Source organism: Maribacter confluentis, from assembly GCF_030505015.1.
GTDB lineage: Bacteria > Bacteroidota > Bacteroidia > Flavobacteriales > Flavobacteriaceae > Maribacter > Maribacter sedimenticola.
Genome location: NZ_JAUKUC010000001.1, coordinates 4,233,572 through 4,258,804, shown reverse-complemented (window position 1 = coordinate 4,258,804; position 25,233 = coordinate 4,233,572). Strand labels below are relative to the sequence as shown.

26 protein-coding genes are annotated in these 25,233 nt (G+C 36.3%); 16 read left to right on the top strand and 10 right to left on the bottom strand.

Annotated features, from left to right (window positions below; genetic code table 11):
• Positions 1 to 21: 21 nt before the first annotated feature.
• Positions 22 to 1,251 carry an HD domain-containing protein gene (locus Q2T41_RS18650; protein WP_304437313.1) on the bottom strand — a complete coding sequence of 410 codons (1,230 nt, stop codon included), beginning with the start codon at positions 1,249 to 1,251 and terminating at the stop codon, positions 22 to 24.
• Between the two features lie 86 nt (positions 1,252 to 1,337).
• Here Q2T41_RS18650 and porX point away from each other — a divergent pair, with 86 nt between their 5' ends.
• The 6 genes from porX to Q2T41_RS18620 all read left to right on the top strand — a co-directional run bounded on the left by porX (position 1,338) and on the right by Q2T41_RS18620 (position 6,191).
• Positions 1,338 to 2,882, top strand: a complete 1,545-nt coding sequence (gene porX / locus Q2T41_RS18645; RefSeq protein WP_089260475.1) for a T9SS response regulator signal transducer PorX — start codon at positions 1,338 to 1,340, stop codon at positions 2,880 to 2,882.
• A gap of 10 nt (positions 2,883 to 2,892) precedes the next feature.
• Positions 2,893 to 3,303 carry a tRNA (adenosine(37)-N6)-threonylcarbamoyltransferase complex ATPase subunit type 1 TsaE gene (gene tsaE / locus Q2T41_RS18640; RefSeq protein ID WP_304437312.1) on the top strand — a complete coding sequence of 137 codons (411 nt, stop codon included), beginning with the start codon at positions 2,893 to 2,895 and terminating at the stop codon, positions 3,301 to 3,303.
• A 238-nt stretch (positions 3,304 to 3,541) separates the two neighbouring features.
• The gene (locus Q2T41_RS18635) at positions 3,542 to 3,673 is read left to right on the top strand and encodes a hypothetical protein (RefSeq protein WP_304437311.1); all 132 of its coding nucleotides are present in this window, start codon (positions 3,542 to 3,544) and stop codon (positions 3,671 to 3,673) included.
• Between the two features lie 327 nt (positions 3,674 to 4,000).
• Complete coding sequence (locus Q2T41_RS18630; protein WP_304437310.1) at positions 4,001 to 4,435, top strand: hypothetical protein; 435 nt, start codon at positions 4,001 to 4,003, stop codon at positions 4,433 to 4,435.
• A gap of 93 nt (positions 4,436 to 4,528) precedes the next feature.
• A complete protein-coding gene (locus Q2T41_RS18625) occupies positions 4,529 to 5,728 on the top strand; it encodes an alanine dehydrogenase (protein ID WP_304437309.1) in 1,200 nt (399 codons plus the stop codon).
• 79 nt (positions 5,729 to 5,807) lie between these two features.
• On the top strand, positions 5,808 to 6,191 hold the full coding sequence (locus Q2T41_RS18620) for a DUF4258 domain-containing protein (protein ID WP_304437308.1): 384 nt from the start codon (positions 5,808 to 5,810) through the stop codon (positions 6,189 to 6,191).
• Position 6,192: 1 nt separating this feature from the next.
• On the opposite strand, the gene Q2T41_RS18615 is transcribed toward Q2T41_RS18620, so the two are convergent.
• The gene (locus Q2T41_RS18615) at positions 6,193 to 7,359 is read right to left on the bottom strand and encodes a proline dehydrogenase family protein (RefSeq protein ID WP_304437307.1); all 1,167 of its coding nucleotides are present in this window, start codon (positions 7,357 to 7,359) and stop codon (positions 6,193 to 6,195) included.
• Positions 7,360 to 7,470: 111 nt separating this feature from the next.
• On the opposite strand from Q2T41_RS18615, the gene aroB reads away from it, so the two are divergent.
• Positions 7,471 to 8,532 (top strand): 3-dehydroquinate synthase, encoded by a 1,062-nt coding sequence (aroB, locus tag Q2T41_RS18610; RefSeq protein WP_304437306.1) that lies wholly within the window; start codon positions 7,471 to 7,473, stop codon positions 8,530 to 8,532.
• A gap of 109 nt (positions 8,533 to 8,641) precedes the next feature.
• Positions 8,642 to 8,983 carry a hypothetical protein gene (locus Q2T41_RS18605; RefSeq protein ID WP_089260483.1) on the top strand — a complete coding sequence of 114 codons (342 nt, stop codon included), beginning with the start codon at positions 8,642 to 8,644 and terminating at the stop codon, positions 8,981 to 8,983.
• Here the strand turns inward: Q2T41_RS18605 and Q2T41_RS18600 are convergent.
• The 3 genes from Q2T41_RS18600 to Q2T41_RS18590 all read right to left on the bottom strand — a co-directional run bounded on the left by Q2T41_RS18600 (position 8,980) and on the right by Q2T41_RS18590 (position 11,287).
• Positions 8,980 to 9,549, bottom strand: a complete 570-nt coding sequence (locus Q2T41_RS18600) for a DinB family protein (protein ID WP_304437305.1) — start codon at positions 9,547 to 9,549, stop codon at positions 8,980 to 8,982. The genes Q2T41_RS18605 and Q2T41_RS18600 overlap by 4 nt on opposite strands.
• Positions 9,550 to 9,590: 41 nt before the next feature.
• Complete coding sequence (locus tag Q2T41_RS18595) at positions 9,591 to 10,070, bottom strand: Lrp/AsnC family transcriptional regulator (RefSeq protein ID WP_027066901.1); 480 nt, start codon at positions 10,068 to 10,070, stop codon at positions 9,591 to 9,593.
• A 116-nt stretch (positions 10,071 to 10,186) separates the two neighbouring features.
• Complete coding sequence (locus tag Q2T41_RS18590; RefSeq protein WP_304437304.1) at positions 10,187 to 11,287, bottom strand: M14 family metallopeptidase; 1,101 nt, start codon at positions 11,285 to 11,287, stop codon at positions 10,187 to 10,189.
• A 254-nt stretch (positions 11,288 to 11,541) separates the two neighbouring features.
• Here Q2T41_RS18590 and Q2T41_RS18585 point away from each other — a divergent pair, with 254 nt between their 5' ends.
• The 4 genes from Q2T41_RS18585 (at position 11,542) to Q2T41_RS18570 (ending at position 14,724) form a co-directional block, all read left to right on the top strand.
• Positions 11,542 to 11,904, top strand: coding sequence for a helix-turn-helix domain-containing protein (locus Q2T41_RS18585; RefSeq protein WP_304437303.1), 363 nt, complete (start codon positions 11,542 to 11,544; stop codon positions 11,902 to 11,904).
• A gap of 50 nt (positions 11,905 to 11,954) precedes the next feature.
• Positions 11,955 to 12,332: a hypothetical protein gene (locus Q2T41_RS18580; protein WP_304437302.1), complete on the top strand. Its 378-nt coding sequence runs from the start codon at positions 11,955 to 11,957 to the stop codon at positions 12,330 to 12,332.
• A 2-nt stretch (positions 12,333 to 12,334) separates the two neighbouring features.
• On the top strand, positions 12,335 to 13,144 hold the full coding sequence (locus Q2T41_RS18575) for a TerC family protein (RefSeq protein ID WP_304437301.1): 810 nt from the start codon (positions 12,335 to 12,337) through the stop codon (positions 13,142 to 13,144).
• A gap of 110 nt (positions 13,145 to 13,254) precedes the next feature.
• Positions 13,255 to 14,724 carry a Gfo/Idh/MocA family protein gene (locus Q2T41_RS18570; protein ID WP_304437300.1) on the top strand — a complete coding sequence of 490 codons (1,470 nt, stop codon included), beginning with the start codon at positions 13,255 to 13,257 and terminating at the stop codon, positions 14,722 to 14,724.
• 66 nt (positions 14,725 to 14,790) lie between these two features.
• Here the strand turns inward: Q2T41_RS18570 and Q2T41_RS18565 are convergent, their stop codons facing one another.
• From Q2T41_RS18565 to Q2T41_RS18550, 4 genes are all read right to left on the bottom strand, one after another.
• Entirely contained in the window at positions 14,791 to 15,750 is a 960-nt protein-coding gene (locus tag Q2T41_RS18565) for a sterol desaturase family protein (RefSeq protein ID WP_304437299.1), read from the bottom strand.
• Positions 15,751 to 15,858: 108 nt separating this feature from the next.
• Complete coding sequence (mscL, locus tag Q2T41_RS18560) at positions 15,859 to 16,287, bottom strand: large-conductance mechanosensitive channel protein MscL (RefSeq protein WP_304437298.1); 429 nt, start codon at positions 16,285 to 16,287, stop codon at positions 15,859 to 15,861.
• 8 nt (positions 16,288 to 16,295) lie between these two features.
• Complete coding sequence (locus Q2T41_RS18555; RefSeq protein WP_304437297.1) at positions 16,296 to 18,959, bottom strand: DNA gyrase/topoisomerase IV subunit A; 2,664 nt, start codon at positions 18,957 to 18,959, stop codon at positions 16,296 to 16,298.
• Positions 18,960 to 18,984: 25 nt separating this feature from the next.
• A complete protein-coding gene (locus tag Q2T41_RS18550; RefSeq protein ID WP_304437296.1) occupies positions 18,985 to 20,850 on the bottom strand; it encodes a DNA topoisomerase IV subunit B in 1,866 nt (621 codons plus the stop codon).
• A 237-nt stretch (positions 20,851 to 21,087) separates the two neighbouring features.
• On the opposite strand from Q2T41_RS18550, the gene Q2T41_RS18545 reads away from it, so the two are divergent.
• Together Q2T41_RS18545 and Q2T41_RS18540 are read left to right on the top strand one after the other, a co-directional pair.
• Positions 21,088 to 21,984 (top strand): DnaJ C-terminal domain-containing protein, encoded by an 897-nt coding sequence (locus tag Q2T41_RS18545; protein WP_304437295.1) that lies wholly within the window; start codon positions 21,088 to 21,090, stop codon positions 21,982 to 21,984.
• Between the two features lies 1 nt (position 21,985).
• Entirely contained in the window at positions 21,986 to 22,279 is a 294-nt protein-coding gene (locus Q2T41_RS18540) for a chaperone modulator CbpM (RefSeq protein WP_304437294.1), read from the top strand.
• Here Q2T41_RS18540 and ychF read toward each other — a convergent pair.
• Positions 22,276 to 23,370 carry a redox-regulated ATPase YchF gene (ychF, locus tag Q2T41_RS18535; RefSeq protein WP_304437293.1) on the bottom strand — a complete coding sequence of 365 codons (1,095 nt, stop codon included), beginning with the start codon at positions 23,368 to 23,370 and terminating at the stop codon, positions 22,276 to 22,278. The genes Q2T41_RS18540 and ychF overlap by 4 nt on opposite strands.
• Positions 23,371 to 23,572: 202 nt before the next feature.
• Between ychF and Q2T41_RS18530 the strand changes: the two genes are divergently transcribed.
• Positions 23,573 to 24,151, top strand: coding sequence for an RNA polymerase sigma factor (locus tag Q2T41_RS18530; protein ID WP_304437292.1), 579 nt, complete (start codon positions 23,573 to 23,575; stop codon positions 24,149 to 24,151).
• Between the two features lie 56 nt (positions 24,152 to 24,207).
• Positions 24,208 to 25,221, top strand: a complete 1,014-nt coding sequence (locus Q2T41_RS18525; RefSeq protein ID WP_304437291.1) for a FecR family protein — start codon at positions 24,208 to 24,210, stop codon at positions 25,219 to 25,221.
• Positions 25,222 to 25,233: the final 12 nt, after the last annotated feature.

Genomic DNA, 25,233 nt, shown 5'->3' with positions numbered 1-25,233 from the left:
GCGTAAAAGTAACAAAAATAGTTAAACTGCCACTTTGGGGTAGCAGATATAATATTTGGTGACCGTTTTGGAAAGTGCGTTGAGATTTAGATGATCGGACAGTTTGGCAACATCGGTAATTTTACCATTTTTTCTAAGAATATTAATGTTTTGATACTCCCTATCGTAAGCTTTATTAGTTAATTCCCCCTTAAAAACAAAATAGGAAGTTTCCTCATCGGTCAATTTATATTTCTCCTTTATTTTATTGAATTTTATACTGAATTTACGATTGCTTATAGGTTCTTTCTTAAGTTTTATATGCAACAATTTTCTATCTATGATCATTTCACAAAGTGATGAAAGCACAAAATCCTTATGATGCTGCCACTCCTTTAAAGCAGAAAGAATATCGATATCATCCAATTTGGCAAAAGTGTTCAAGGTCTTAGTATTAAAATTATCCTTATTTATCGCATGCGTCAGGAAATAAAGTAAAGGTTGTGAACAGTGCAATTCTTGGCCTTTATTTAAAAGAAAACGAGCCCTTTTTAAGATATTGATAAGGATCTGCTCTCCAGCAACACCTGTTTTGTGCAAATAAACCTGCCAATACATGAAACGCCTGGCCATTAAAAATTTTTCTACGGAATAGGTACCTTTTTCCTCAACGACCAAATTACCGTCCACAACGTTAAGCATGGTAATCAATCGTTCTGCATTGGTATTACCCTCTGCCACACCGGTATAAAAACTGTCCCGCTTTAGATAATCCAACCGATCCATATCCAACTGACTGGAAACCAACTGATTTAAAAACTTTTTAGGATGTTTTCCGGTAAATATAGAAATGGCTTCCGTTAAACTTCCGTTAAATCGGTCATTGAGTTCTTTCATGAATTGTAGCGAAATAAACTCGTGGCTTACCCCTTCAACAATACTATGTTCCATGGCATGGGAAAAAGGACCATGCCCAATATCATGTAAAAGTATAGCCTCCAATAAACCGTTTTCCTCTTTATTATTTATTTCAACTCCCTTAAAACGAAGCACTTGAATAGATTTTTGCATAAGATACATACAACCCAAGGCATGATGAAAACGTGTATGGTGCGCCCCTGGATAAACCAGATACGAAAGGCCAACTTGTGAAATTCTGCGAAGTCGTTGAAAATAGGATTCAGCAATCAGGTCAAATATGCGTGTATTTGGAATTCTAATAAATCCGTAAATTGGATCATTAAAGATTTTCAGTTTGTTCGATGTTTTCAAGATAGGTATGTCTTTTCTGAAATTAACAGTTCAAAGTTATACAAAAGCATCAGCATAGAATTTGATAATCGTCAAATAATAATTGAATGAACAAAATAAAAATATTGTGGGTAGATGATGAAATTGATCTACTTAAACCCCATATCCTTTTTTTAGAAGCCAAGAATTATGAAGTACTTACCTGCCAAAGTGGACAGGAGGCGTTAGAGGAATTGGCAGAAACAAGGGTAGATATAGTTTTTTTAGATGAAAATATGCCAGGAATTTCTGGATTGGAGACCCTTTCCGAAATCAAGGTCATTGATAATGCCCTGCCCGTAGTAATGATTACAAAAAGTGAGGAAGAATTTATAATGGAAGAAGCTATTGGTTCCAAAATAGCGGATTACTTGATTAAGCCCGTAAACCCAAATCAAATATTACTTTCCCTCAAAAAAAATTTAGACCATTCTAGATTAATTTCCGAGAAAACCACTAGCAATTATCAACAAGAATTTAGAAAGATTGCCATGGACCTTTCTATGGTGAACTCATACCAAGAATGGGCAGATTTATATAAGAAACTAATTTATTGGGAATTACAGTTAGAAGAGATTGAAGATAGCGGCATGTTTGAGATTTTGGAATCCCAAAAAATAGAGGCCAATCAACAATTTGGAAAATTCGTAGACCGCAACTATACGGACTGGTTTACCGATGCAGATGCCCCAGTAATGTCCCATACTGTTTTTAAGGAGTGGATCATACCCGAAATCAAAGATCAGAAAACTTTGGTAATCGTAGTTGATAATCTGCGTTATGACCAATGGTACGCATTTGAAGATACGGTCAATTCCTTCTATAAAAAGAAAAGAGAGGATTCATACTATAGCATTTTGCCCACGGCCACGCAATATGCCAGAAACGCTATATTTTCTGGACTCACCCCATTGGATATGGAAAAAAAATATCCGGATTGGTGGAAAAACGATACTGATGACGGCGGCAAAAACTTATTTGAGGATAAGTTTTTAGGGGAACAGTTAAAACGAAACGGTCTAGATCTAAAGTGGGAATACCATAAGATCAGTAGCCTTAAGCAAGGAAAGCATTTAAGTCAAAACTTTAAATCACAAAAGGATAATGACTTAACGGTCATTGTATATAATTTCGTGGATATGCTCTCCCACGCCAAAACAGAAATGGAAGTGATCAAGGAATTGGCATCTAACGACAAATCTTACCGATCGCTTACCAAAAGTTGGTTCAAGAATTCCCCAATGCTTGAAATCATACAACAGGCCCAAACCTTAGGTTTAAAACTGATCATTACAACGGACCATGGCACCATTAATGTAAAATCACCTTCCAAAGTGGTGGGTGACCGTGATACCAGTGCCAATTTAAGGTATAAGACAGGCAGAAGCCTTACGTATGAAAAAAATGATGTTTTAGCTGCCAAAGACCCAAAATCCATTTTCCTGCCCAGCATTAATATGAGTAGTTCATATATTTTTGCCAAAAATGATTATTTCTTTGCTTACCCTAACAACTACAACCATTATGTTAGCTATTATAGAAACACATATCAACATGGTGGAGTTTCGTTGGAAGAAATGATAATTCCTTTTGTAGTTTTGGAACCTAAATAGATTTGAATACATGGAACTTATTTATACGGAGCAGGACCTACCTTCCATTGCTAGAACCATACTTGAATATGTGGATACTAAAATATTGGCCTTTTATGCCCCCATGGGTGCTGGAAAAACTACATTGATCAAAGCTTTGATCAAAGAATTGGGCAGTACGGACAATGTGAGCAGTCCTACTTTTGGTTTAGTGAACGAGTACCAATTAGATAATGGAGAACTATTAGCTTATCATTTTGACTTTTATCGTTTAAAAGATGAAACCGAAGCACTCGATATGGGACTGGATGACTATTTACAGTCCAACGCATGGATATTTATGGAGTGGCCAGAAAAAATACCCAATTTAACACCCGAAAATATGCACTCCCTCAAAATAGAAATTTTAGACCAAAAAACTAGAAAACTTACGTTGGTGTAATCAAAATGAAAAGACTTAACCCTTTACATGGTGTGTTTTAAGTGAACAAATAAAAATTCCTACATCGTTTTACATCGATTATTATTGTGTTTAATCGATGAACAGCACGGAATTCGTTAAAATGTATATTTTTTCCGTTAAAATGCATAATTTTAACGTTCAAATACTTCATTGTAGTACATTATTTCTTACGTTTGTAAGGAGAACTAATTCTTGTTTAACCAAAAACCCCTTGAAAATGAAAAACAAAAGGACTTTTCTTGCCTCCTTGGCATTAGGCGTATTTCTATTAGCAATGGCCGCACCAGTAATTAATCTTGACAATCAAGAAATTAGTGTTGATAAGAGAACCATTAAAAAAAGAATCTAAGTCACATTTTGCAGTGATTGGAAAGAGGTGATAAAATCACCTCTTTTTTTATACTATTTTTTTAGTAATCTCGTTATGGACACGTAAGATTTATAACACATGATTCCTAAATCAAAAAAGAAAAAAGCGAAAAAAAAGATATTCTTTGAATCTTTTGTAGTTTTTTTTATTGCCCTATCACCTTTTTTATATAAAGTTTATGAATATTTACCAGCAAATTCTGATGGTACAATAAATTTTCTTTGGTTTACAATAGGAGACCATGGATTTGAAGAAACTGTAACATATTTATGGTTTTTAACTTCTAAGATCATACCTCTCTATTTAATGATATTTTGGTTTCTTACTTCGCGTGATTGGTGGTATCACATTATCATAATTCCAATTGCGATGTATGCATTTCAGTTATTTGAGGTTATGTATGATTCGGATAATTATGTGGATACCGAAAATATATGGTGGTTAATTCCGGTTTGTATGATCACAATTCCCTTTGTGTATTTCATCAGGATTAAATTATATGACAAGCATGTGCACGGTATTGACTTGGAGGCCATGGATGCAGAATTGGAAGAATTAAAAATGAAAGGAATCCAAGCTGAAGACCAAAATACTAGTATTGATAATACTGTTGAGAAAGAGGATGAAAGCACCTTGTCATTGGCCGATAAAGTAAACACCAAGCTTTCAACGAACAGTATTGAAACTTTCCTGAAAGGAATTCAGGACCGTTTACAAGGATGGTTGAATTTTAAATTTTAGGTTATCTCACGTGTTATAATCCTTATATAGATTATCTTAAAAATTGTACATTTGAGTTTCAGGTCTTAGATTTGAACAACGTACATTTTTCTTATGAACCAACCCGCTTCCCCATTTAGTAAACAACAATTACTTCCACAAGAAGAAACGTTAGAAGTATATAGACAAAAAGGAGAATTGTTTATTGGTATTCCCAAGGAAAATCAAAATCATGAAAAACGTATTTGCCTAACCCCGGACGCCGTTAATGCAATAACTTCTAACGGCCATCGTGTTTTAATAGAGTCAGGAGCAGGTGAAGGAGCGCATTACTCTGATTTGGATTATACCAAAGCGGGAGGCGAAATCACTAGAGACACTAAAAAGGTATTTGCCTGTCCTTTAATATTAAAGGTTGAACCGCCTACCTTATCTGAAATAAGCCATATAAATCCACAGACGGTAATTATTTCTGCCCTACAGATAAAAACACAGTACAAGGCCTATTTTGAAGAACTTGCCCGTAAGAGAATTACGGCAATTGCATTTGAATATATTCGTGATGAAGAAGGCAAATACCCTGCCGTACGTTCACTTAGTGAAATTGCAGGAATTTCTTCGGTATTGATCGCAGCGGAATTAATGGCGGCAAATAACAAAGGCAACGGTCTAATGTTTGGCAATATAAGTGGTGTACCTCCTGTTGAAGTAGTAATTGTAGGTGCTGGTACCGTTGGCGAATTTGCGGCACGATCCGCCATAGGAATCGGTGCCAATGTTAAGGTTTTTGACAATTCAATTACCAAGCTTAGAAATATACAGACCAATCTTAAACAAACCGTTTACACTTCTACCATACAGCCAAAAAATTTGTTGAAGGCCTTAAAAAGGTGTGATGTAGCCATTGGCGCAACACGTGGCAAGGATAGGTCACCGGTAGTAGTATCCAGTACCATGGTGGAACACATGAAAAAAGGGGCTGTAATCATTGACGTAAGCATAGATACCGGTGGTTGTTTTGAAACAAGCGAGATTACTACGCACAACAAACCCACAAAGGAAAAATTTGGGGTCATTCATTATGGCGTACCCAATATACCATCTAGATATCCAAAAACAGCATCTGTAAGTATAAGTAATATATTTACACCTTATTTGTTGAAAATAGGTGAAGATGGCGGACTTGAAAATTCGTTACGATTTGACAAAGGACTGCGCAACGGCCTATATATGTATCACGGTATCCTGACCAATAAATCGGTAGGTGAATGGTTTGATCTACAATACAGCGATATTAACTTCCTTATTTTTTAGATTAACCAACACTTTATTTTTCCTATCCTTTAAAAAGACATAATTTCGCGGTCATTAGATCAAATAATGATAAGCTAGCATGGATTTTTTAAAACGATTGGGTTTTTATTTGGTGGGTATGTCCATTGGCATAGTATTCCTAACCATGTTTTTAAAGAAGAAATCTGATGAGACAGGCGTTTACTTTTGCTATTTACCAAACTGCAGGACGTTAAAGGATATACGTTCAAAATCAATGTATTATAGTGATGAAGCCTTGCAAAAACTTAAGGAATACCAATTAGACTCAACGGACGTTACCTATATTTTGACCGAAGGGGATGTAGATTTCAGTAAAAGTGACACCGAGTCCGTTCCCTGTAAGACATATGTTATTGAGGCTGAACGCAAACAGAGCAACTATATTTTTACCGTTCAAAACTGTAGGGAAAGGGCCACTATACAAAATGTAGCGGCCCAGTAAATTACATTTTACGACGTTTACGCTCTTTTTTCAATAATGTCAGTTCCCTACTGGTCTGTCCGGCCACAGATGTATTTTCATCGGCCCTTCTTATCAAATAAGGCATAACATCACGAACAGGGCCAAAAGGTAAATATTTGGCAACGTTATATCCATTGGCTGCCAAATTGTAAGAAATATGATCACTCATTCCGTACAATTGACCAAACCATATATGCTCATAATTTTTAATAATTCCCTTTTGCTGCATTAACTCCATCAAGTTATAACAACTTTCCTCGTTATGGGTACCTGCAAAAATGGAGAGAGTCTCCAAATTATCGATCATATATGCAATGGTATCATTGAAATTATCGTCCGTTTCTGCTTTACTTTTACAAATAGGCGAAGGATAACCATTTTCCTTGGCTCGCTCGTTTTCCTTTTCCATATAGGCACCACGAACAACTTTCATCCCTACAAAAAAGCCTTCCTCTTCCGCTCTCTTCTTCAATTCTTTTAAATACGGCAAACGATCCCATCTATAGGTTTGCAACGTGTTGAATACTATTCTTTTCTTTTTATTGTATTTACGCATCATATCCTCGGCCAAATTATCTGCAGCATCCTGCATCCAACTTTCTTCACCATCGATCAGCAAGGAAACTTCCAAATCGTGTGCTTTTTTACAGACTTTGTCAAATCTATTGACTACACGCTGCCATTCTGCTTTTTCATCGGAAGTCAATGTTTTCTTTTCGCTTATTTTTTGATACAGCGCAAAACGTCCAAATCCTGTTGGCTTAAATACCGCAAACGGAATAGCTTCCTTTTCCTTGACAAAATCCAAAATAGTCAAAATAATTTCCGTAGCCGTATCAAAAGGGTCTTCCTCCTCTTTGCCTTCGACCGAATAATCCAATACGGAGCATACCCCTTTTTCCCACATACGATCAACGACCGGAAGGCAGTCGCGCTCATTGACCCCACCACAAAAATGGTCAAATACAGTGGCCCTTATCAAACTTTCTACAGGTAAGTTTGCCTTAAATGCAAAATTGGTAATTACCGAACCTAGTTTTACGAGAGGTTCGTTTGAAATCATCTTAAAAAGAAAATAGGCTCGTTCTAATTCTGAATCTGACTTTAACGCAAATGCTGTTGCAGTATTTTCAAATATCTGGTCCATTTATTAAGTTTTCTACAGCTTTCAAAGATAATCACAGATTTTATAATCCTAAGACTAAAAATTACCTTTATTTTGTGTATAAATAGCTAATAAATTAAGCCATATTTATTGATGGATTCAATCATTTCAGATTCTTACGCGGTACATTTTAACGAGGGAGCCTTTAAGGCATTAAATGCCCACTTATCAGAAAAAAAATATTCTACTGTTTTTATTCTGGTGGATGAAAACACCCATGAACTCTGCTTGCCAAGTTTTATGGCAGAAATAAACGGCGAGCATAATTTTGAGATTATTGAAATAGAATCTGGGGAAACGAATAAGAATATCGATACCTGTATTGGCGTTTGGGAAGCTTTATCAGAGCTGGGCGCCGACCGCAAAAGTGTCATGATCAATTTGGGAGGTGGTGTACTCACTGACATGGGCGGATTCATTGCGTCTACATTTAAAAGAGGAATAGATTTCATTAATGTACCCACTACCCTATTATCCATGGTAGACGCTTCTGTGGGTGGAAAGACAGGAATAGACCTGGGCAACCTTAAAAACCAAATAGGGGTCATCAATCAACCGGTCATGGTACTGATAATTCCTGATTTTCTTGATACATTGGAAGAAAGACAGGTACAAAGCGGATTTGCCGAAATGTTAAAACATGGGCTTATACAAGACCCTCTGTATTGGGATACGCTAAAAACGGTCAACGGTCTTAAAGAAATGAAAGACCATATATTAACTTCTATTGAAATAAAGAATAATGTAGTTCTACAGGACCCAACGGAACAGCATATTCGTAAAATCCTTAACTATGGGCACACACTTGGCCATGCTATTGAATCTTATTTATTGAACCATGGTACCAAAGAAATGCTTTTACATGGTGAGGCCATTGCCATAGGTATGATTTTAGAAGCCTTTTTATCCCACAAATTGCTTGGCCTTGAGCTATCATCAATGCATGATATAAAAACCACCTTTTTAGAGCGCTATACAAAAATTGAATTTGCTAACGAGGATATTGATAATCTATTGAAACTCATGAAGTACGATAAGAAAAATTCTCATGGAAAAGTAAATTTTGTACTTCTTAAAAAAATTGGTGAACCCGTTGCTGATATTGAAATTCCCGTAGAATTATTCAAACAAGCATTTGCTTACTACAAGGAATAAAAACTTCATATACCAAAAACCGTACTTTCACAACTCTTTAAGACCGTTAATCGTTTTAATGACTAGTTTAGAATAAAGATAACCACAACCTTCTAAACCTAAACCAGTTATGACCAGACGACTTATTGACCACAGGAAATTAGACCACAAATTAGCCACACTCCTTATAGAAAAATATCCTTATGGATATGGTGATGACGATATCATAACCTTTAAGAACATTAATGGGGATTACGTGGAAGCCGTAGAATTAAAAACAGAGGATACTTTGTACTTGGTAAAGATCAGTAAAAGCCTTTCTAACTTTATTGCCAATTTTGAAGAGAATATTGATAAAGAGCTGGAAAGCAAAACGGCCGAAGAAGTTATGCAATCAGACGATTTGACTAAAGCCCTTTACTTAAACTTTGAAAAAGGCTCCGAATCTGAAATGGACCTTGAACTAAATTAAACGACCAAATAGCGGTCTCGTAAAATATGTTCATGATGTTTTTGGTGCCCACTAATGGCTAGTCCCAAAGCGGCAACGGACCAAGGCATTCCACTTGCCGTACCAATTTGCTGTAGCTTATTACGGCTCATATTCTTGAACAAATTAATAGAGGCATCACGTACAGCAAGGAAATCATTTAAGATATCTTCTTTGGACAGTTGATCGCTTTCACTTTCCAAGACATAATCATCCTGTTCAAAACCAGGCAATGGAGTCTTGTCATTTCTGGAAATTCTAAAGGCACGGTATTGAAATACACGTTCCGTATCCACCAAATGAACAAGCACTTCTGCTATGGTCCATTTTCCTTCTGCATATTTGAAAGCCAGTTGTTCTGTAGAAATCCGCTCCACAAATGACTGAAACCATTCTCTACCTTGTATTAGTGCCATTAATAGATCATCTTCCTCGTCCAACGTTCTAAGATAAGTGGCATAAAAATAATTAAACTCGTTTTCCTGAAGGTCTGAAATTCTCATAATTCCGGTACTTAATTGAACACTCAATAAAATAAAAAAGCTCAATTATAGAACAATTGAGCTTTTACAAATTGGTATTAACCAAATTATAATTCGTTAAAAATAGTATGCATCAAACGTTTCTTATCATTAAAGCTTTCCTCTAATGAAATCATAGTTTCCGTTCTACTTATACCATCAATATCGTCAATTTTAAAAATAATGTTCTTGGCATGCGTGGTATCTTTAGCCCTTATTTTACAAAATATATTGAACTTGCCCGTAGTAATGTGCGCTATGGTCACATTTGGTATTTGGTTCAATCGTTCTAGTACAAATTTAGTCTGATGCGTTTTTTCCAAGAAAATACCAACATATGCAATAAATGCATATCCTAGTTTTACATAATCCAATGTAAGGGAAGAACCTTTAATGATTCCTGCCTCTTCCATTTTCTTAACCCTAACATGTACCGTACCCGCAGAAATCAAAAGTTTTTTTGCAATATCAGTAAAAGGAGTTCTGGTGTTATCAATTAACATATCCAGAATCTGGTGGTCTATTTCGTCTAATTTGACTTTGCCCATTGTAATATTTTTTTTGCCAAAAATAATTAATTATCACATTAAATGCATCAAAACTCTATTTTTTTTAATGAAAATGTAAACAATTTTACTTTTTCAAAGAAATAAGATAATGAATATCAATTAAGTAGTTTTAATATACCATGCTCTTTCAGCCAATTTAGGTCCTTATCATTAGAAAAATCAATCATTTTATGCCCAAAAACTACTAGAGGAATTTTTTCAAACTCATGAAGTTCTGGCTTAAACAAAAGCTGTGCGTTTTCTAAAACCTCCTTATACTGTACGGCTATTCCATTTTCAATACCGGGCCCTTTTAATTTACCTGATGGGTAATTGTATATTAATATATCTACAAATTGTTTACTATTTTCAGGTATGGCCAAATATTCATCAACCTTATAATGATCTAAAGTATTGTCGGCAATTGTAGTTATCGCTTTTAATAAGGCATTGAAAATATACATACGGGTATACTCTCTGGAGTAATCATCGGGAAAGTGACCGGCTTCGAATAAAATGGTCGGAATTCCTTTCATTTGAAATGCATCTCCTACACAATTAGCATTAAAGCCATCATCATATCTTCCTATTTGACCGGGAATTAATCCATGTAACGTTTCGTTCATGGCAGCTATCAACTGCATGCTGCGCGCCCTAGAAGGGGAATTGTTACGTTCTTCGTCAAAAGCTGGAGCTAGAAAAGAAACTGTAGCTGGTTTGTTGGTATCACCAACATTGAAGATGGTGCGTTGGTCATGTAGGTTAAAACAAAAATTAGGTAAAAAAGAATCGAACTGTTGCTTTAAAATAATACTTTCCGGTTGTGAGAGGTCTTGGGCATCTCTATTAAGATCTATGCCATTTGCATTTACCCGGGTATAATCCCTAGCTCCATCTGGATTAAGTATAGGAATTATTCTTAAAGTACATGTTCGCTTCAGTTCATCATTGTGTTCCAAGTAACGAAGTAAATCCAGAACGGCTTTTGTCGTGGTCGATTCATTGCCGTGCATTTGTGACCACATTAAAATTTTATTTGGCCCTTGACCAAAAGTAATACTCCTTACTTCCTCACCACGAACGGATTTACCGATCACTTCATTTTTAAAAGTATTGGGTAACTCATTTAGAAAAGAATTAATAAGGTCATAATGAACATACCTTCCTTTAATTTCAGATACATAAAACAAATTGTACTCTTTATCTACTAGTGCCATAAATTATTAATAAACCACAAAAATACTACAGCTTAAGTTTACAATTGTAAACAATTTCACCCTACTAAATAAGGGTCAAAATACACAAATGACAACAAAATAATTGAAAATATTAAAATTAACACTTAAGTTACTATAAATCAATATTATATATTTTATTATATAAATTAATAATTCAAACATATTTTCTAAAAAAATGCCTAGTTTATAATATTTAACATTAAAAATATAACATAAAACTTAATTTTGTAAACATGTTGGATTCCGCTTCATTTATTAAAAGAACAAAAGCACTACTGGAGTATTATAATTTGTCCGCTGCAGCATTTGCAGATGCAATACATGTTCAGCGTAGCAGCATATCACATTTATTGAGCGGTAGAAATAAACCTAGTCTAGAATTTGTGATGAAAATTCACGAGGCATTTCCAGAAGTAGCCTTGCCATGGCTTTTATATGGTAAAGGCACTTTCCCCACTTCATCACACGAACAAAATGAACCACATACTGCTGCACAAACACTCGCCCCCTCAACCCAAGCAAACGAAGAAGGTCTCATTGATCGTATAATCATTTTTTATAAAGACGGCACATTTAAAACCTACAGCGAGAAGTAAGTGCACATTTTTTTTTAATTCCAACGCGCTATTTTCCCTATTTTTACATCATGATTAAAAATTTTTTTATTGCTATAGGAATTTGCGCTACCCTTACTTCCTGCTATGAACCTGAACGAAATTGTAAAGCTTATAAAACAGGCACGTTTACGTTTACCTATGAAATTAACGGGCTTGAAAAGGAGGGGAAATTTATAAGGGATGATAAGTATAGCGTAGACTATTATGAAGATCAAATAGACAGTGCTACCGTAAGATGGTATAATGACTGTGAATTTGTTCTTCAGGATATTAACAGTAAAAATGCCATTCAATACAAAATAATTAGCACTACTGACTCTACCTACACTTTCCAGTATAAAAGTGCCATCAAGGACCCTAATAAGGAGTTGATCGTAAAAACAGGAACCGCATATAAAACCAACTAACCATGTTCGAAATTTTCACCAATCCAGATGCGTGGATCGCATTGCTTACCTTAACATTTTTAGAAATTATATTAGGGATCGATAACATTATTTTTATTTCCATTGCAGCAGGTAAACTTGAACCCGCACAGCGTAAGAAAGCCACCAATTTAGGATTGGTATTGGCTATGGTAATGCGTATTGTCCTTTTGTTCGGTATATCACTGTTAACTTCAATGAAAAAGCCTTTTTGGGTTTTTGACAGTGAATGGATAACCGGTGGCATAAGTGGGCAAGGAATCATTTTATTTCTTGGAGGATTGTTTCTATTGTACAAGAGCACCAAGGAGATACACGAAAAAGTAGAAGATAAAGGACATGACGAACGTGAAGTAAAAAAGGCTAGGTCCACATCCTTGACCAATGCTATTATGCAGATTACCGTTATTAATATCGTTTTTTCATTTGATTCTATTTTAACCGCAATAGGTATGACCAACGGTATTTCTCCCAACCCTAATGATGCACTGGTCTTAATGGTCGTTGCTGTGGTCATCTCTGTTATTATAATGATGCTTTTTGCCAATCCTGTTGGAGAGTTTGTAAACAGGCATCCTTCCATTCAAATACTAGGCCTTTCATTTTTAATCTTGATCGGTTTCATGCTTATTGCCGAATCTGCTCATTTAAGTCATTTAATTGTATTTGGCAACGAAGTTGGCACCATTCCCAAAGGCTACCTTTATTTTTCAATTGCCTTTTCACTTATGGTCGAGTTTTTTGACCTAAGAATGAAAAAGAACAAAAAACCTACTGCTCCCATAGAGGACTAAAGACATACTTACTTATTTGAGACCCTTGTAATCAATACTATCACAATTGTTTTACAAGGGTCTTTTGCGTATATTGGATATACTTATTTCAAAACAAAACAAATCCAACCATGAAAAACAACAACAAACCAAAATCCGCAGGTTTTAACCGTAGGGATTTTGTAAAAAAATCCGCTTTGGCCTCCTCAATTTTCATAGTACCAAGACATGTCCTTGGCGGACCCGGTTTTCTTGCCCCAAGCGACCGTTTGAATATAGCGGCCATTGGCGCCGGAGGTAAAGGCATCAGCGATATTAAAAATGCTTCCGTAAATGGCAGGGAACGTGTAGTTGCCTTATGTGATGTTGATTTCTCAGGAAGCGCAGCAAAGAGTGTTGAAAATTTCCCTAAAGCAAAACTATATGACGATTTTAGGGTAATGCTTGATAAAAAGAAAAATATAGATGCGGTAACAATTTCAACTCCGGACCATGTACACGGGCCTGCCGCAAAATGGGCAATGGAAAGAGGTATACACGTTTATGTTCAAAAACCAATGACCCACAACATTAAGGAAGCACGGGCATTAACGCAAATGGCCAGGGACAATAAAATAGTCTCCCAAATGGGGAACCAAGGAGGCTCCAATCCACTGTTGGGCATGGTGCAAAAATGGATAGATGACGATAAAATTGGCGCAATTTCCAAAGTTCAGGTATGGACAAACAGACCTGTCTGGCCACAGGGTATTGAAATGCCACTACCTAACGCCAGTTTAAAACCAGACGCATTAAATTGGGATTTATGGTTAGGCCCTGCAACGGAAAGAGAATATATACCAAATCTGCACCCATTTAATTGGAGGGGCTGGTGGGATTTTGGTACAGGGGCACTGGGCGATGTAGGATGTCATTTAATTGATATACCGTTTAGGACACTGAACTTAAAATATCCAAAAGATGCCGAGTGTAGTGTAGCTTCCGTCTTTTCAGAAATGTGGACTCCGGATTATTACCCGGAAGGCTGCCCTCCTTCCTCTTTTATAACCTTACATTTTGATGCCACGGAAAAATCAAAATCACCCATTGAAATGACTTGGAGCGATGGCGGCATACGTCCATCACACCCAGATATTATACCGGCAAATGACGATATTGGCGGTAAAGGCAGCGCCAATGGCGTATTGATAATTGGAGAGAAAGGTATTATTTCCACAAATATCAATGACAGTTCGCCATTAATGCCCAAGCTTTATTTAAATGACGGTACTACTGAATTTGGACCTGAAACGGAAGAAAACCTTGAACCGGAATATGGACATCAACGCAAGTGGGTAGATGCCTGTAAAGCTGGTTTTGGAAGTGAGGAACATTTAGGGCTTACATCTTCATTTGATTATGCCGGTCCTATGACAGAAACTGTACTCATGGGCAACTTGGCAATTAGAAGCTATATGCTACAAAGAGAAAATTCAGAAGGTGCAAAGGAATTTTTTGCACGTAAAAAATTATTATGGGACGGTGAAAACATGAGAATTACAAATATGGAAGAAGCCAACCAATTTGTTGGAAGGCAATACAGAGAAGGCTGGGAAGTATAACAATCCACAAACTATCAACTAAAAAAGGAGGCGAATTGCCTCCTTTGTTTTAAGTATCCAACAGTATTAATTTGGCCTATTGAAAGCCACCTTAGGATTGGTTTCCTTTTGCTCTTTGAACAACCGCTGCTGTTGCTTAACGGTCATTGTGCTGCCATCATGGCTCCAACCAGGAGGCCCAAAAATATACATTAATTTATGACTTAGCTTTTTTGATTTTTTAACATCCGCCCAAATATCCTTAAACTCATGCGTTAAGATTACAATTGGATTGTTGGAATTAGGCGCATGGATTACTCCAAATTTAACATCTATTTCTTCATCATATTCTTTCCAAGTTCCAAACAGTTTATCAAAAATATTTAAAAAACCTCCATGGTTTTTGTCCAAATATTCCACATTCTGAGCGTGGTGAACCTGATGCATGGTATGCGTATTGAATATTTTCTCGATAAAGCCCATTTTAGGAACATATTGGGAATGTAATTGAAATTGCCAAAAGGATTCAATTGCCAAACACACTACGACCATTTCTACCGGAAAGCCAACAATTGGCATCCAAACATAAAAGAACGGCTTGTACAATAAAGTGAACCATCCGTTTCGGATAGCCGTACCTAGATTAAAATTATCTGATGAATGATGTACTATGTGTGCAGCCCAAAGAATACGTATCTCATGATTGGCCCTATGAAACCAATAATAGGTAAAATCATCTGCCAATTGACATAGTAACCAAACGTACCAAGCATAACCAAAAGACTTATAACCCATAATATTGGTCCTAACACCATCATCTACCAAAGGGTTAAAAAATTCATAGGCATACTCAAAAAGTACAACTAACAAAACTACTTTTAACAAAGGTCCAATAATTGCAGAACCAATGCCCATTACACTGCTAGCCGCAAAATCCTTCCAATCATAGAGATCATCGTCCCCATGGGTTTTGCTATAAGTAAGTTCCAATAAAATAAAGGCTATAAAAGCGGGCGCACCGTATACCAGAGGGTTGGTAAAATCCATTAATCAAAAAATTTAGGTAAAGATAGTTATAAAAGCTTCCATTCCATAAGTTGTCTAATCTTATGTGCCTATTTATGAATAGGCAAAATTAATGATTGAACAAACGTGCTATTTTTGTTTTCTAAGAAGTTCGTTTTGTTCCTTAAGCAGACTCTCCATACTTGACAATAACGCAATATTTTTTGGTGTCTCCACCTCTTTGTTGGCCGGATCTTCCGATTTTTCCTTGAATCTATTGATAAATTTTACCATTACAAAAATGGTAAAGGCTATTATTCCAAAATCAATTAAGGATTCTATCAGTTCCCCATACCCTACCGCAACCTCCTCAACAGTATCCGTAGCCGCTCTTAACACCCACTTTTTGTTGGATAGATTTACATCATCCGTCAACAAAGATAAAGGGGGCATGATGATGGCAGACACAATGGTACTAACCACTTTATTGAATGCCGTTCCAATAATGATACCAACAGCAAGGTCTATCATATTGCCTTTAACGGCAAAATTTTTAAACTCTTGAAAAAAATTCTTCATAATTCCGATTAATCAAATAGTGTTTTGGGTTCTTCTGGCGGAAGTTCTTTTCCGTCCGCTGGTTTAACGATATTGTCATTGGACCCTACGGCTTCCTCATCTACCACTTCAATATTTTCTGGCTTTTGGGGTTCAACGGGCTCATAGGGCAAAGGATCAAGGCTATTGATACTCTTCACCTTTTCTGTTATTAATTGGTTACCTAAAGCTTTTATTCCCTTAACAGATATAAAATCTTCTAAATCAACCTGTTCACTTTCCTTGGCTTCTTTACCTCTTGGCTTAGGGAACTCAATTTCTATCATTGGCCTCCAATCTGTCGACACCAATTCCAAATAGGATTTTGGATGCTCTGAAATGAACATCTCCTCCTTATTTTCGTTTTCTATTAGAAATCTTTTGACATAAAAACGTTCTTTTTCACCTTCCCAATAAATGGCCGATATCGGCTTTTCGGGAATCCATTTTTCCAATACGATCATATCATCGTCAAAATGTGAGGTCAGGACCGGCAAAAATGTCTTAGCTATACCTTTTTGGTTGATGACCAATAGCAGGTCATCTCCTTTAAATTCACCCAATAACTCACCTCTACCATCAACATTTAATCTTCGTACCACGTCATCAAACCAAATTTTTCTTGGTTTTAGCGTGGAAACCCCTTTCTCTTTAAGCTCTATACGCTTTACGGAATATTTAGTGACAATATTACCTTTTGAAGCCCTACCTTTTATAAGTACATCTGAAAAATCTACGTCCCATTTCAATTTTTTGATACTACCTACCTGGCGCAATAAAACGGTAACAATTTCCGCCTCACCATTAGGGTTGGCAGAAAAATATAAAACCTGAGACCCGGCTTTACCCGTTGTTAAATCATAAATCCTATCCCTGGTTACACTGGTGACATTAAATCGTTTTATATATGTAGGTCCACCTTTTCCGTCCTTATAGACCATATTATATGTAGTACGCTTGTCCTTTTTCTTGAATACGGCCACATGTATAATACCCTTACCTACAAATAATTTTGAATCTACCTTGGACACCATCATTTTACCTTCATTGGTAATGACAATAATATCGTCAATATCGCTACAATCGGTCACGTATTCATCCTTTTTAAGGGATGTACCTACAAAACCTTCTTCCCTATTTACATAAAGTTTGGTATTACGTATGACTACTTTGGTGGCTTCAATATCATCAAAAACTCTAATCTCCGTCATTCTACCCCTATCCTTACCATAGGTTTCCTTAAGATTTCTGAAATAATCTATAGCAAACTCCACTAAGTTTGCCAAGTTGTGTTTTACCTCTGCAATGCGCTCCTGAAGGCTTTCTAAATGCTGTTGCGCCTTATCCAAATCGAACTTGGAAATTCTTTTAATTCGTATTTCCGTTAACCTGGTAATATCTTCTTCAGTTACAGGACGCTTTAAATGTTTGGTAAATGGCTCCAGTCCTTTGGCAATGGCACTGATGACTCCCTCCCAAGTTTCTTCTTCCTCTATATCACGATAAATCCTATTCTCAATAAAAATACGTTCCAATGATGCAAAATGCCATTGTTCCTCAAGCTCGTTCAATTGAATCTCAAGTTCCTGCCTTAACAGATCAACGGTAGAATCTGTAGACCTTTTAAGCATTTCAGTAACACCTATGAACAATGGTTTGTTATTCTCTATAATACAACCCAATGGTGAAATGGAGGATTCACAGGCCGTAAAGGCATAAAGGGCGTCTATGGTTTTATCTGGAGATATTCCGGCAGGTAAGTGAATCAATATCTCAACTTCCGCTGCGGTATTATCCTCAATTTTCTTAATTTTTATCTTCCCTTTTTCATTGGCCTTTAGAATAGAATCTATTAAACTACCGGTATTGGTACCGTATGGTATCTCATTGATTACCAGCGTATTCTTGTCTAACTGTGATATTTTTGCGCGAACCCTGATTTTTCCACCTCTTAAACCATCGTTATAATTGGTCACATCTATTATACCCGCCGTTGGAAAATCTGGAAACAACTTAAATCGTTGCCCTTTTAAATGCTTTATGGAAGCGTCTATAAGTTCGTTGAAATTATGGGACAATACCTTAGTAGAAAGACCTACCGCAATACCCTCTGCTCCTTGCGCCAATAGCAAGGGAAATTTTACCGGCAAATTTACAGGCTCTTTTTTTCTACCGTCATATGATGCCTGCCATTCGGTTATTTTGGGACTGAACACCACTTCCAGTGCAAACTTGGACAACCGTGCTTCAATATACCTAGATGCCGCGGCCCGGTCACCTGTAAGAATATTACCCCAGTTTCCCTGAGTATCTATCAACAGGTCCTTTTGTCCGATCTGTACCATGGCATCTGCTATACTTGCATCACCATGGGGGTGATATTGCATGGTATGACCAACTACATTGGCCACTTTATTGTAGCGGCCATCGTCCAATTCCTTCAACGAGTGCATAATACGGCGCTGCACGGGTTTAAATCCGTCTTCAATTGCAGGAACCGCCCGCTCTAAAATTACATAGGATGCATAGTCCAAAAACCAATCCTTATACATGCCAGATACCCTGGTCAACGCTTCGGAATTTTCAGTATTTATACTATTATCCTCAGAAAGATTATCGTTAATTTCTTCGTTCAAATCATCATTTTCCTCCATTCAGAAGTAATCGTATTTTCTTAGTTTATATTACTTTATCTTCAATTAAGTCAACTTCAACTTTAAGATTGTTTATAATAAATTTTTGTCTGTCGGGTGTGTTTTTACCCATATAAAAACTTAACAATTCTTCTATGGACATGGCCTTGTCCAACATAATGGGCTCCAACCTTATATCTTCACCTATAAAATGCCTGAACTCATCTGGGGAAATCTCACCCAATCCTTTAAATCTTGTAATTTCCGGTTTTCCAGATAATTTATTGATTGCATGTTGACGTTCTTCATCACTATAGCAATAAATGGTCTCCTTTTTATTGCGTACCCTAAATAATGGTGTTTGTAAAATGTACAAATGATTTTCCTTAATAAGTTCCGGAAAGAACTGTAAGAAAAAAGTAATCAATAACAACCGTATGTGCATACCATCCACATCGGCATCGGTCGCGATAATAATATTGTTATAACGTAAATCCTCAATGGATTCCTCTATGTTCAATGCCGCTTGCAACAGATTGAACTCTTCATTTTCATATACTATTTTCTTGGACATGCCATAGGAGTTCAAAGGCTTTCCCTTTAAACTGAATACCGCTTGTGTATTTACGTCTCTAGATTTTGTAATTGATCCAGATGCGGAATCACCCTCTGTGATGAACAAGGCACTTTCCAATCTACGGTCATGTTTCATATCACTTAAATGCACTCGGCAATCGCGTAATTTTTTATTATGCAGACTGGCTTTTTTGGCTCTATCCCTAGCCAACTTTCGTATTCCAGAAAGCTCCTTGCGCTCTTTCTCGGCCATCATAATTTTACGTTGTAGCTTTTCTGCCGTCTCCGTATTTTTATGAAGGTAGTTATCTAGGTATTTTCCAATAAAATCATTGATATAGGTACGTACGGTAGGAAAATCGCCCCCCATATCCGTTGACCCTAGCTTAGTTTTGGTCTGGCTCTCAAAAACCGGCTCCATAACTTTTATGGAAATTGCGGAAATAATAGATTTTCTTATATCCGATGCATCATAATTTTTGCCATAAAAATCACGAATGGTCTTTACGATAGCTTCCCTGAATGCAGCTTGGTGCGTACCTCCTTGCGTGGTATGCTGTCCATTAACGAATGAATGATATTCCTCACTGTATTGTGTCTTACTATGGGTCAGTGCTACCTCAATATCCTCTCCTTTTAAATGTATTACAGGATAAAGCAAATCTTCCATATTATTATTGTCCTCAAGAAGGTCTTTCAATCCGTTTTCAGAATGAAATTTCTCCCCATTAAAGACAATGGTCAAACCTGGATTTAAATATACATAGTTCTTGAGCATGCGTTCCACATACTCATTTCTATATTTATAGTTTTTAAATATCGCCTCATCAGGAATAAAGGTAACTTTTGTACCTTTTCTTTTAGAAGACTCTTCAGGACCAATTTCGTTCTCTAAATTACCAGAACTGAACTGAGCTGTTTTAACCTGATTATCTCTAGAAGATTGTACCTCGAAAAAACTAGACAAAGCATTAACCGCCTTTGTACCTACACCGTTTAGACCTACTGACTTTTTAAAGGCTCGGCTATCATATTTTCCACCGGTATTCATTTTGGACACCACATCTACCACCTTACCAAGAGGTATGCCCCTACCATAGTCCCTTACCTTAACCACTTTATCCTTAATAGCGATTTCAATGGTTTTACCGGCACCCATGACAAATTCATCAATACAGTTGTCAATAACCTCTTTTAAAAGTATATAAATACCATCATCGGCAGATGAGCCATCTCCCAGTTTACCTATATACATACCAGGCCTTAATCGGATATGTTCTTTCCAATCTAGCGAGCGTATATTGTCTTCGGTATATTTAGTAGTGTCTTGGGACATGAAAAAAAATTTATGAAAGTGTTGTTAAAGATAATGCCACTGGACAAAACATAAAACCCCTAACCGTTAAAGTAATTAACAATAAAAACTTCTTTATTGTTGATAGCCACTATCGTAATACCAAATTAAGTTTCGATAATTGCGATAAAAATCAAAATAAATGAGTCAGTTTTTATTGATATAAGTCATTGTAAAAATATAAACCATTTTTTATTTTTAAATACATATTATACATTTATGGAATTTATAGACTATTACAAAATTCTTGAAATAGACAAGAAAGCCACCCCGGCTGAAATAAAGAAAGCCTACCGCAAGCTTGCCCGAAAGTTACATCCAGATTTAAACCCAAATGACAAAAGTGCCCAAGAAAAATTTCAAAGGGTCAATGAAGCCAATGAAGTATTGAGCGACCCTGAAAAAAGAAAGAAGTATGATGAGTATGGCAAAGATTGGGAACATGCAGAAGCCTTTGAGCAGGCCAAACGACAACAACGTAGTTCCCCGGGAGGTAATAGAAGAACGTATACCGGTAATACAGGGTCTACTGAAGATTTTTCTGATTTTTTTGAATCAATGTTTGGCGGCGGTGGCTTTAGTGGCGGTGGTAGACGAACAACCCAATTCAAAGGCCAGGACCTAAACGCAACGCTAAAGCTAAACCTTCTGGATATCTTAGAGAATCAAAAGCAAACCTTAGACCTAGGGCAGAAGAAAATAAGGATCAACATACCTGCTGGTGTAGAAGACGGCCAAACAATAAAAATTACAGGTTACGGTGGCGAAGGTGTGAACGGTGGACCAAAAGGCGACTTATATTTAACTTTTGAAATTATAAATAATACCGATTTCAAAAGAGTTGGCAATGATTTATATAAAAATGAATCAATTACTCTTTATGATGCCATTTTAGGTAGCACTATTGAACTACATACCTTGACCGGCAAGGTAAAATTAAAGGTAAAACCAGAAACGCAAAACGATACCAAGGTAAAATTAAAAGGAAAAGGAATGCCCGTTTATAAGAAGAAAGGTTTGCATGGAGATTTGTACATCACCTATAAAATAACTATGCCAACCAACCTATCTCAAAAAGAAAAAGAATTGTTTAAGCAATTATCAGAATTAAAATAATATGGACACAAGTAGATATATACAAATAGAAGTGTACTGCGAACGCACACAGACACCACTTGAATTTATAGAAGACCTATTAGAATTTGAAATGATAGAGATAGAACATATTGAGCACAAGAAATATATTCAACCCCAACAAATTGTAGAAATTGAACGTATTCATAGACTACGTAATGACCTAGGAATTAATCTGGAAGGTATAGCGACCTTAAACAATATGTTACAAAAAATAAATTCTTTGGAAAAAGAAGTTAAGTTATTGCAGGACCGTCTTATGATCTATGAAACCTAGACATTAAAACGGAAATGCATTACATCACCATCTTTAACAATGTATTCTTTGCCCTCAACTCTCATTTTACCTGCTTCTTTAACTTTTGCTTCACTTCCATAAGCAACGTAGTCGTCATAAGCAATAACTTCTGCCCTAATAAAACCTTTTTCAAAATCGGTATGGATAACTCCTGCCGCTTGTGGTGCTGTAGCGCCAACAGGAATAGTCCAAGCACGGACCTCTTTGACACCGGCTGTAAAATAGGTTTCAAGGTTCAATAATTTATAAGCCCCTCTGATCAATTTTGCAGAACCTGGCTCCTCAAGCCCTAAGTCCTCCAAAAACATTTGGCGCTCATCATAAGTTTCCAGCTCCGTAATATCCGCTTCCGTACCAACAGCTAGAAAAATAACTTCTGCATTTTCTGCGGCAACGGCTTCTTTTACTTTATTTACATAGTCATTACCGGTAGCGGCCGCATCTTCATCTACATTACAAACATACATAACAGGCTTGTCGGTAATGAATTGTAGGGGTTTAATAAATTCTGCCCTAGCCTCATCATCAATGTTAATTGCCCTAACTGATGTTCCTGCCTCAAGACCGTTCTTAACGGAAAGAAGCACAGCCTCTTCCTTTTGGGCATCCTTATTACCGGTCCTTGCCGCCCTTTTAACTTTTTCAAGCTTTTTTTCTACGGTTTCCAGGTCTTTTAATTGTAGCTCCATATCAATGGTTTCCTTATCCCTTATTGGGTCAACGCTACCATCCACATGAACAATATTATCATTATCAAAACAACGCAGTACGTGGAGAATTGCATCCGTTTCACGAATGTTCCCTAAAAATTGGTTCCCTAATCCCTCTCCTTTACTGGCTCCTTTTACCAATCCTGCAATATCAACAATTTCTACCGTAGCGGGCAATACCCTTTCTGGATTAACCAACGACTCTAATTTTTCCAACCTAGAATCGGGTACGTTGACCACACCAATGTTAGGCTCTATAGTACAAAATGGAAAGTTTGCACTTTGTGCTTTTGCATTGGACAAACAATTAAAAAGAGTCGATTTTCCAACATTGGGCAATCCTACAATACCTGCTTTCATAATTAAGAATATTTCAAGGGTGCAAATATAGTTTTTAGTTGAACATTTTAAAGTCTAAACAACTGCTAAACTTTTCAATAAAATCTATACTAATTTTTTACATAATACTCAAATTATTTAGCTGGACAACAAACAAAATACACATAATTAACACTTTTTAAGAAAAAAATCTATACTTTGTGGCCAGAATACATGGAAAATTATGGAATTACATTCTGATGAAACCCTATGGTATTTTTTTAAAAAAGGCGAGCACAATGCGTTTTCGTTACTTTTTAAAAAATTCTATCCACAGTTACATGTGTATGGAACAAAGATTAGCAGTTCCCCTGCAATAACGGAAGATTGTCTTCAAAATTTCTTTATACAATTGTTTGAGGAACGGGATAAACCAAGGAACATTAAAAATTTAAAGGCCTATTTATTTGTATCCTTTAAAAGAAGATTAATTAAGCAATTGCAGAGAAATCAAAAAAATGTACCTATTTCAGAAGCACAATTATTCATGACAAACTTTACTTTTTCTGCTGAAGAGATTTCCATTCGTCAAGAGGTACAATTTTTATGTACCCGTACCCTAAACAGCTTGATCAATCAATTATCTCCGCGACAAAAAGAAGTTATTTATTTAAAATATTATAGTGAAATGAACATAACGGACATTGCCGAAGTTATGGACATGAATTATCAAAGCGTACTGAACACCTTACAAAAGGCAATGAAAAAACTACGCGTATCTTCTGAAAATCAACAGATTAAAACAATTTTGAAAAAAAATTAAAAATAATAGGGTATATAATTAAGACTGCACACTCTTAAGTATGAACACCCTATTAAATGAAAAACAACGACCTTAATTTATCTTTCTTCCTAGAAGATGCCTCGTTTGAAAATTGGGCCAGAGGGCTTAACAAGAATGATATAGAATACTGGAATCTTTGGATTAGGAACAATCCACAGCATATAGAGACAGTAGAAAGCGCTAAATCTATTATACTAGGGGTAAGTTTTGTCCAACAATATCCAGATAAAATAAAGGTTGAACATGAGCTTGCCAAAATCTTGCCCAAGTTAGCCATTGAAGAACCCGCGGTAAAGCCAAAAAAATCTTTACGCTCTTCCCAAAAGATTTTTTTGTTGACAACGGCAGCTATTTTCCTGATACTTTTAAGCTGGAACGGGTTATCATTGTTCAATAATTACAACACTACAACACATAAAACAAATTTTGGGGAAATTATTGATTTGAAATTACCAGATGGTACCTCTGTAGTTTTGAACGGTAATTCCCAGATATCCTATAATAAAAATAATCCTAGATTAATTACTTTGGATGGTGAAGCCTATTTCAAGGTAAAATCCATTCCAAGCACCAATGCCAAATTTTGGGTATTAACGGAAGACCTTAAGGTAGAGGTCTTGGGTACACAATTCCATGTAAACACAAGAAAGAAAAAAACCAATGTAGTCCTAGACGAGGGGTCTATACATTTGGAGTTCAACAACGGTACCGTAACCAAAATGATTCCGGGAGAGCTGGTATCATTTTCCAAGGAAAGCGAAAATCTTATCCATAAAAAAGTTTCCGTTAAGACACCTTATGCACTATGGAGGGGTGGCACGTACGCTTTTAATGAAATTCCTTTAAAGGAAGTTATGTTCAACATAGAAAATACGTATGGCATTAAGGTGCTCTATTCAAATGACTCATTAAAGAATATTCCTATATCCGGAGGTATTCCTAACCAAAACCTAAAAATTTGTATAGCGGCGATCGAAAAAGCGACCGGCATTAGAATTATTCATAAAAACGACACTTTACAAGTAACAGAAAACCCTATTAATAACTAAAACTATACTATT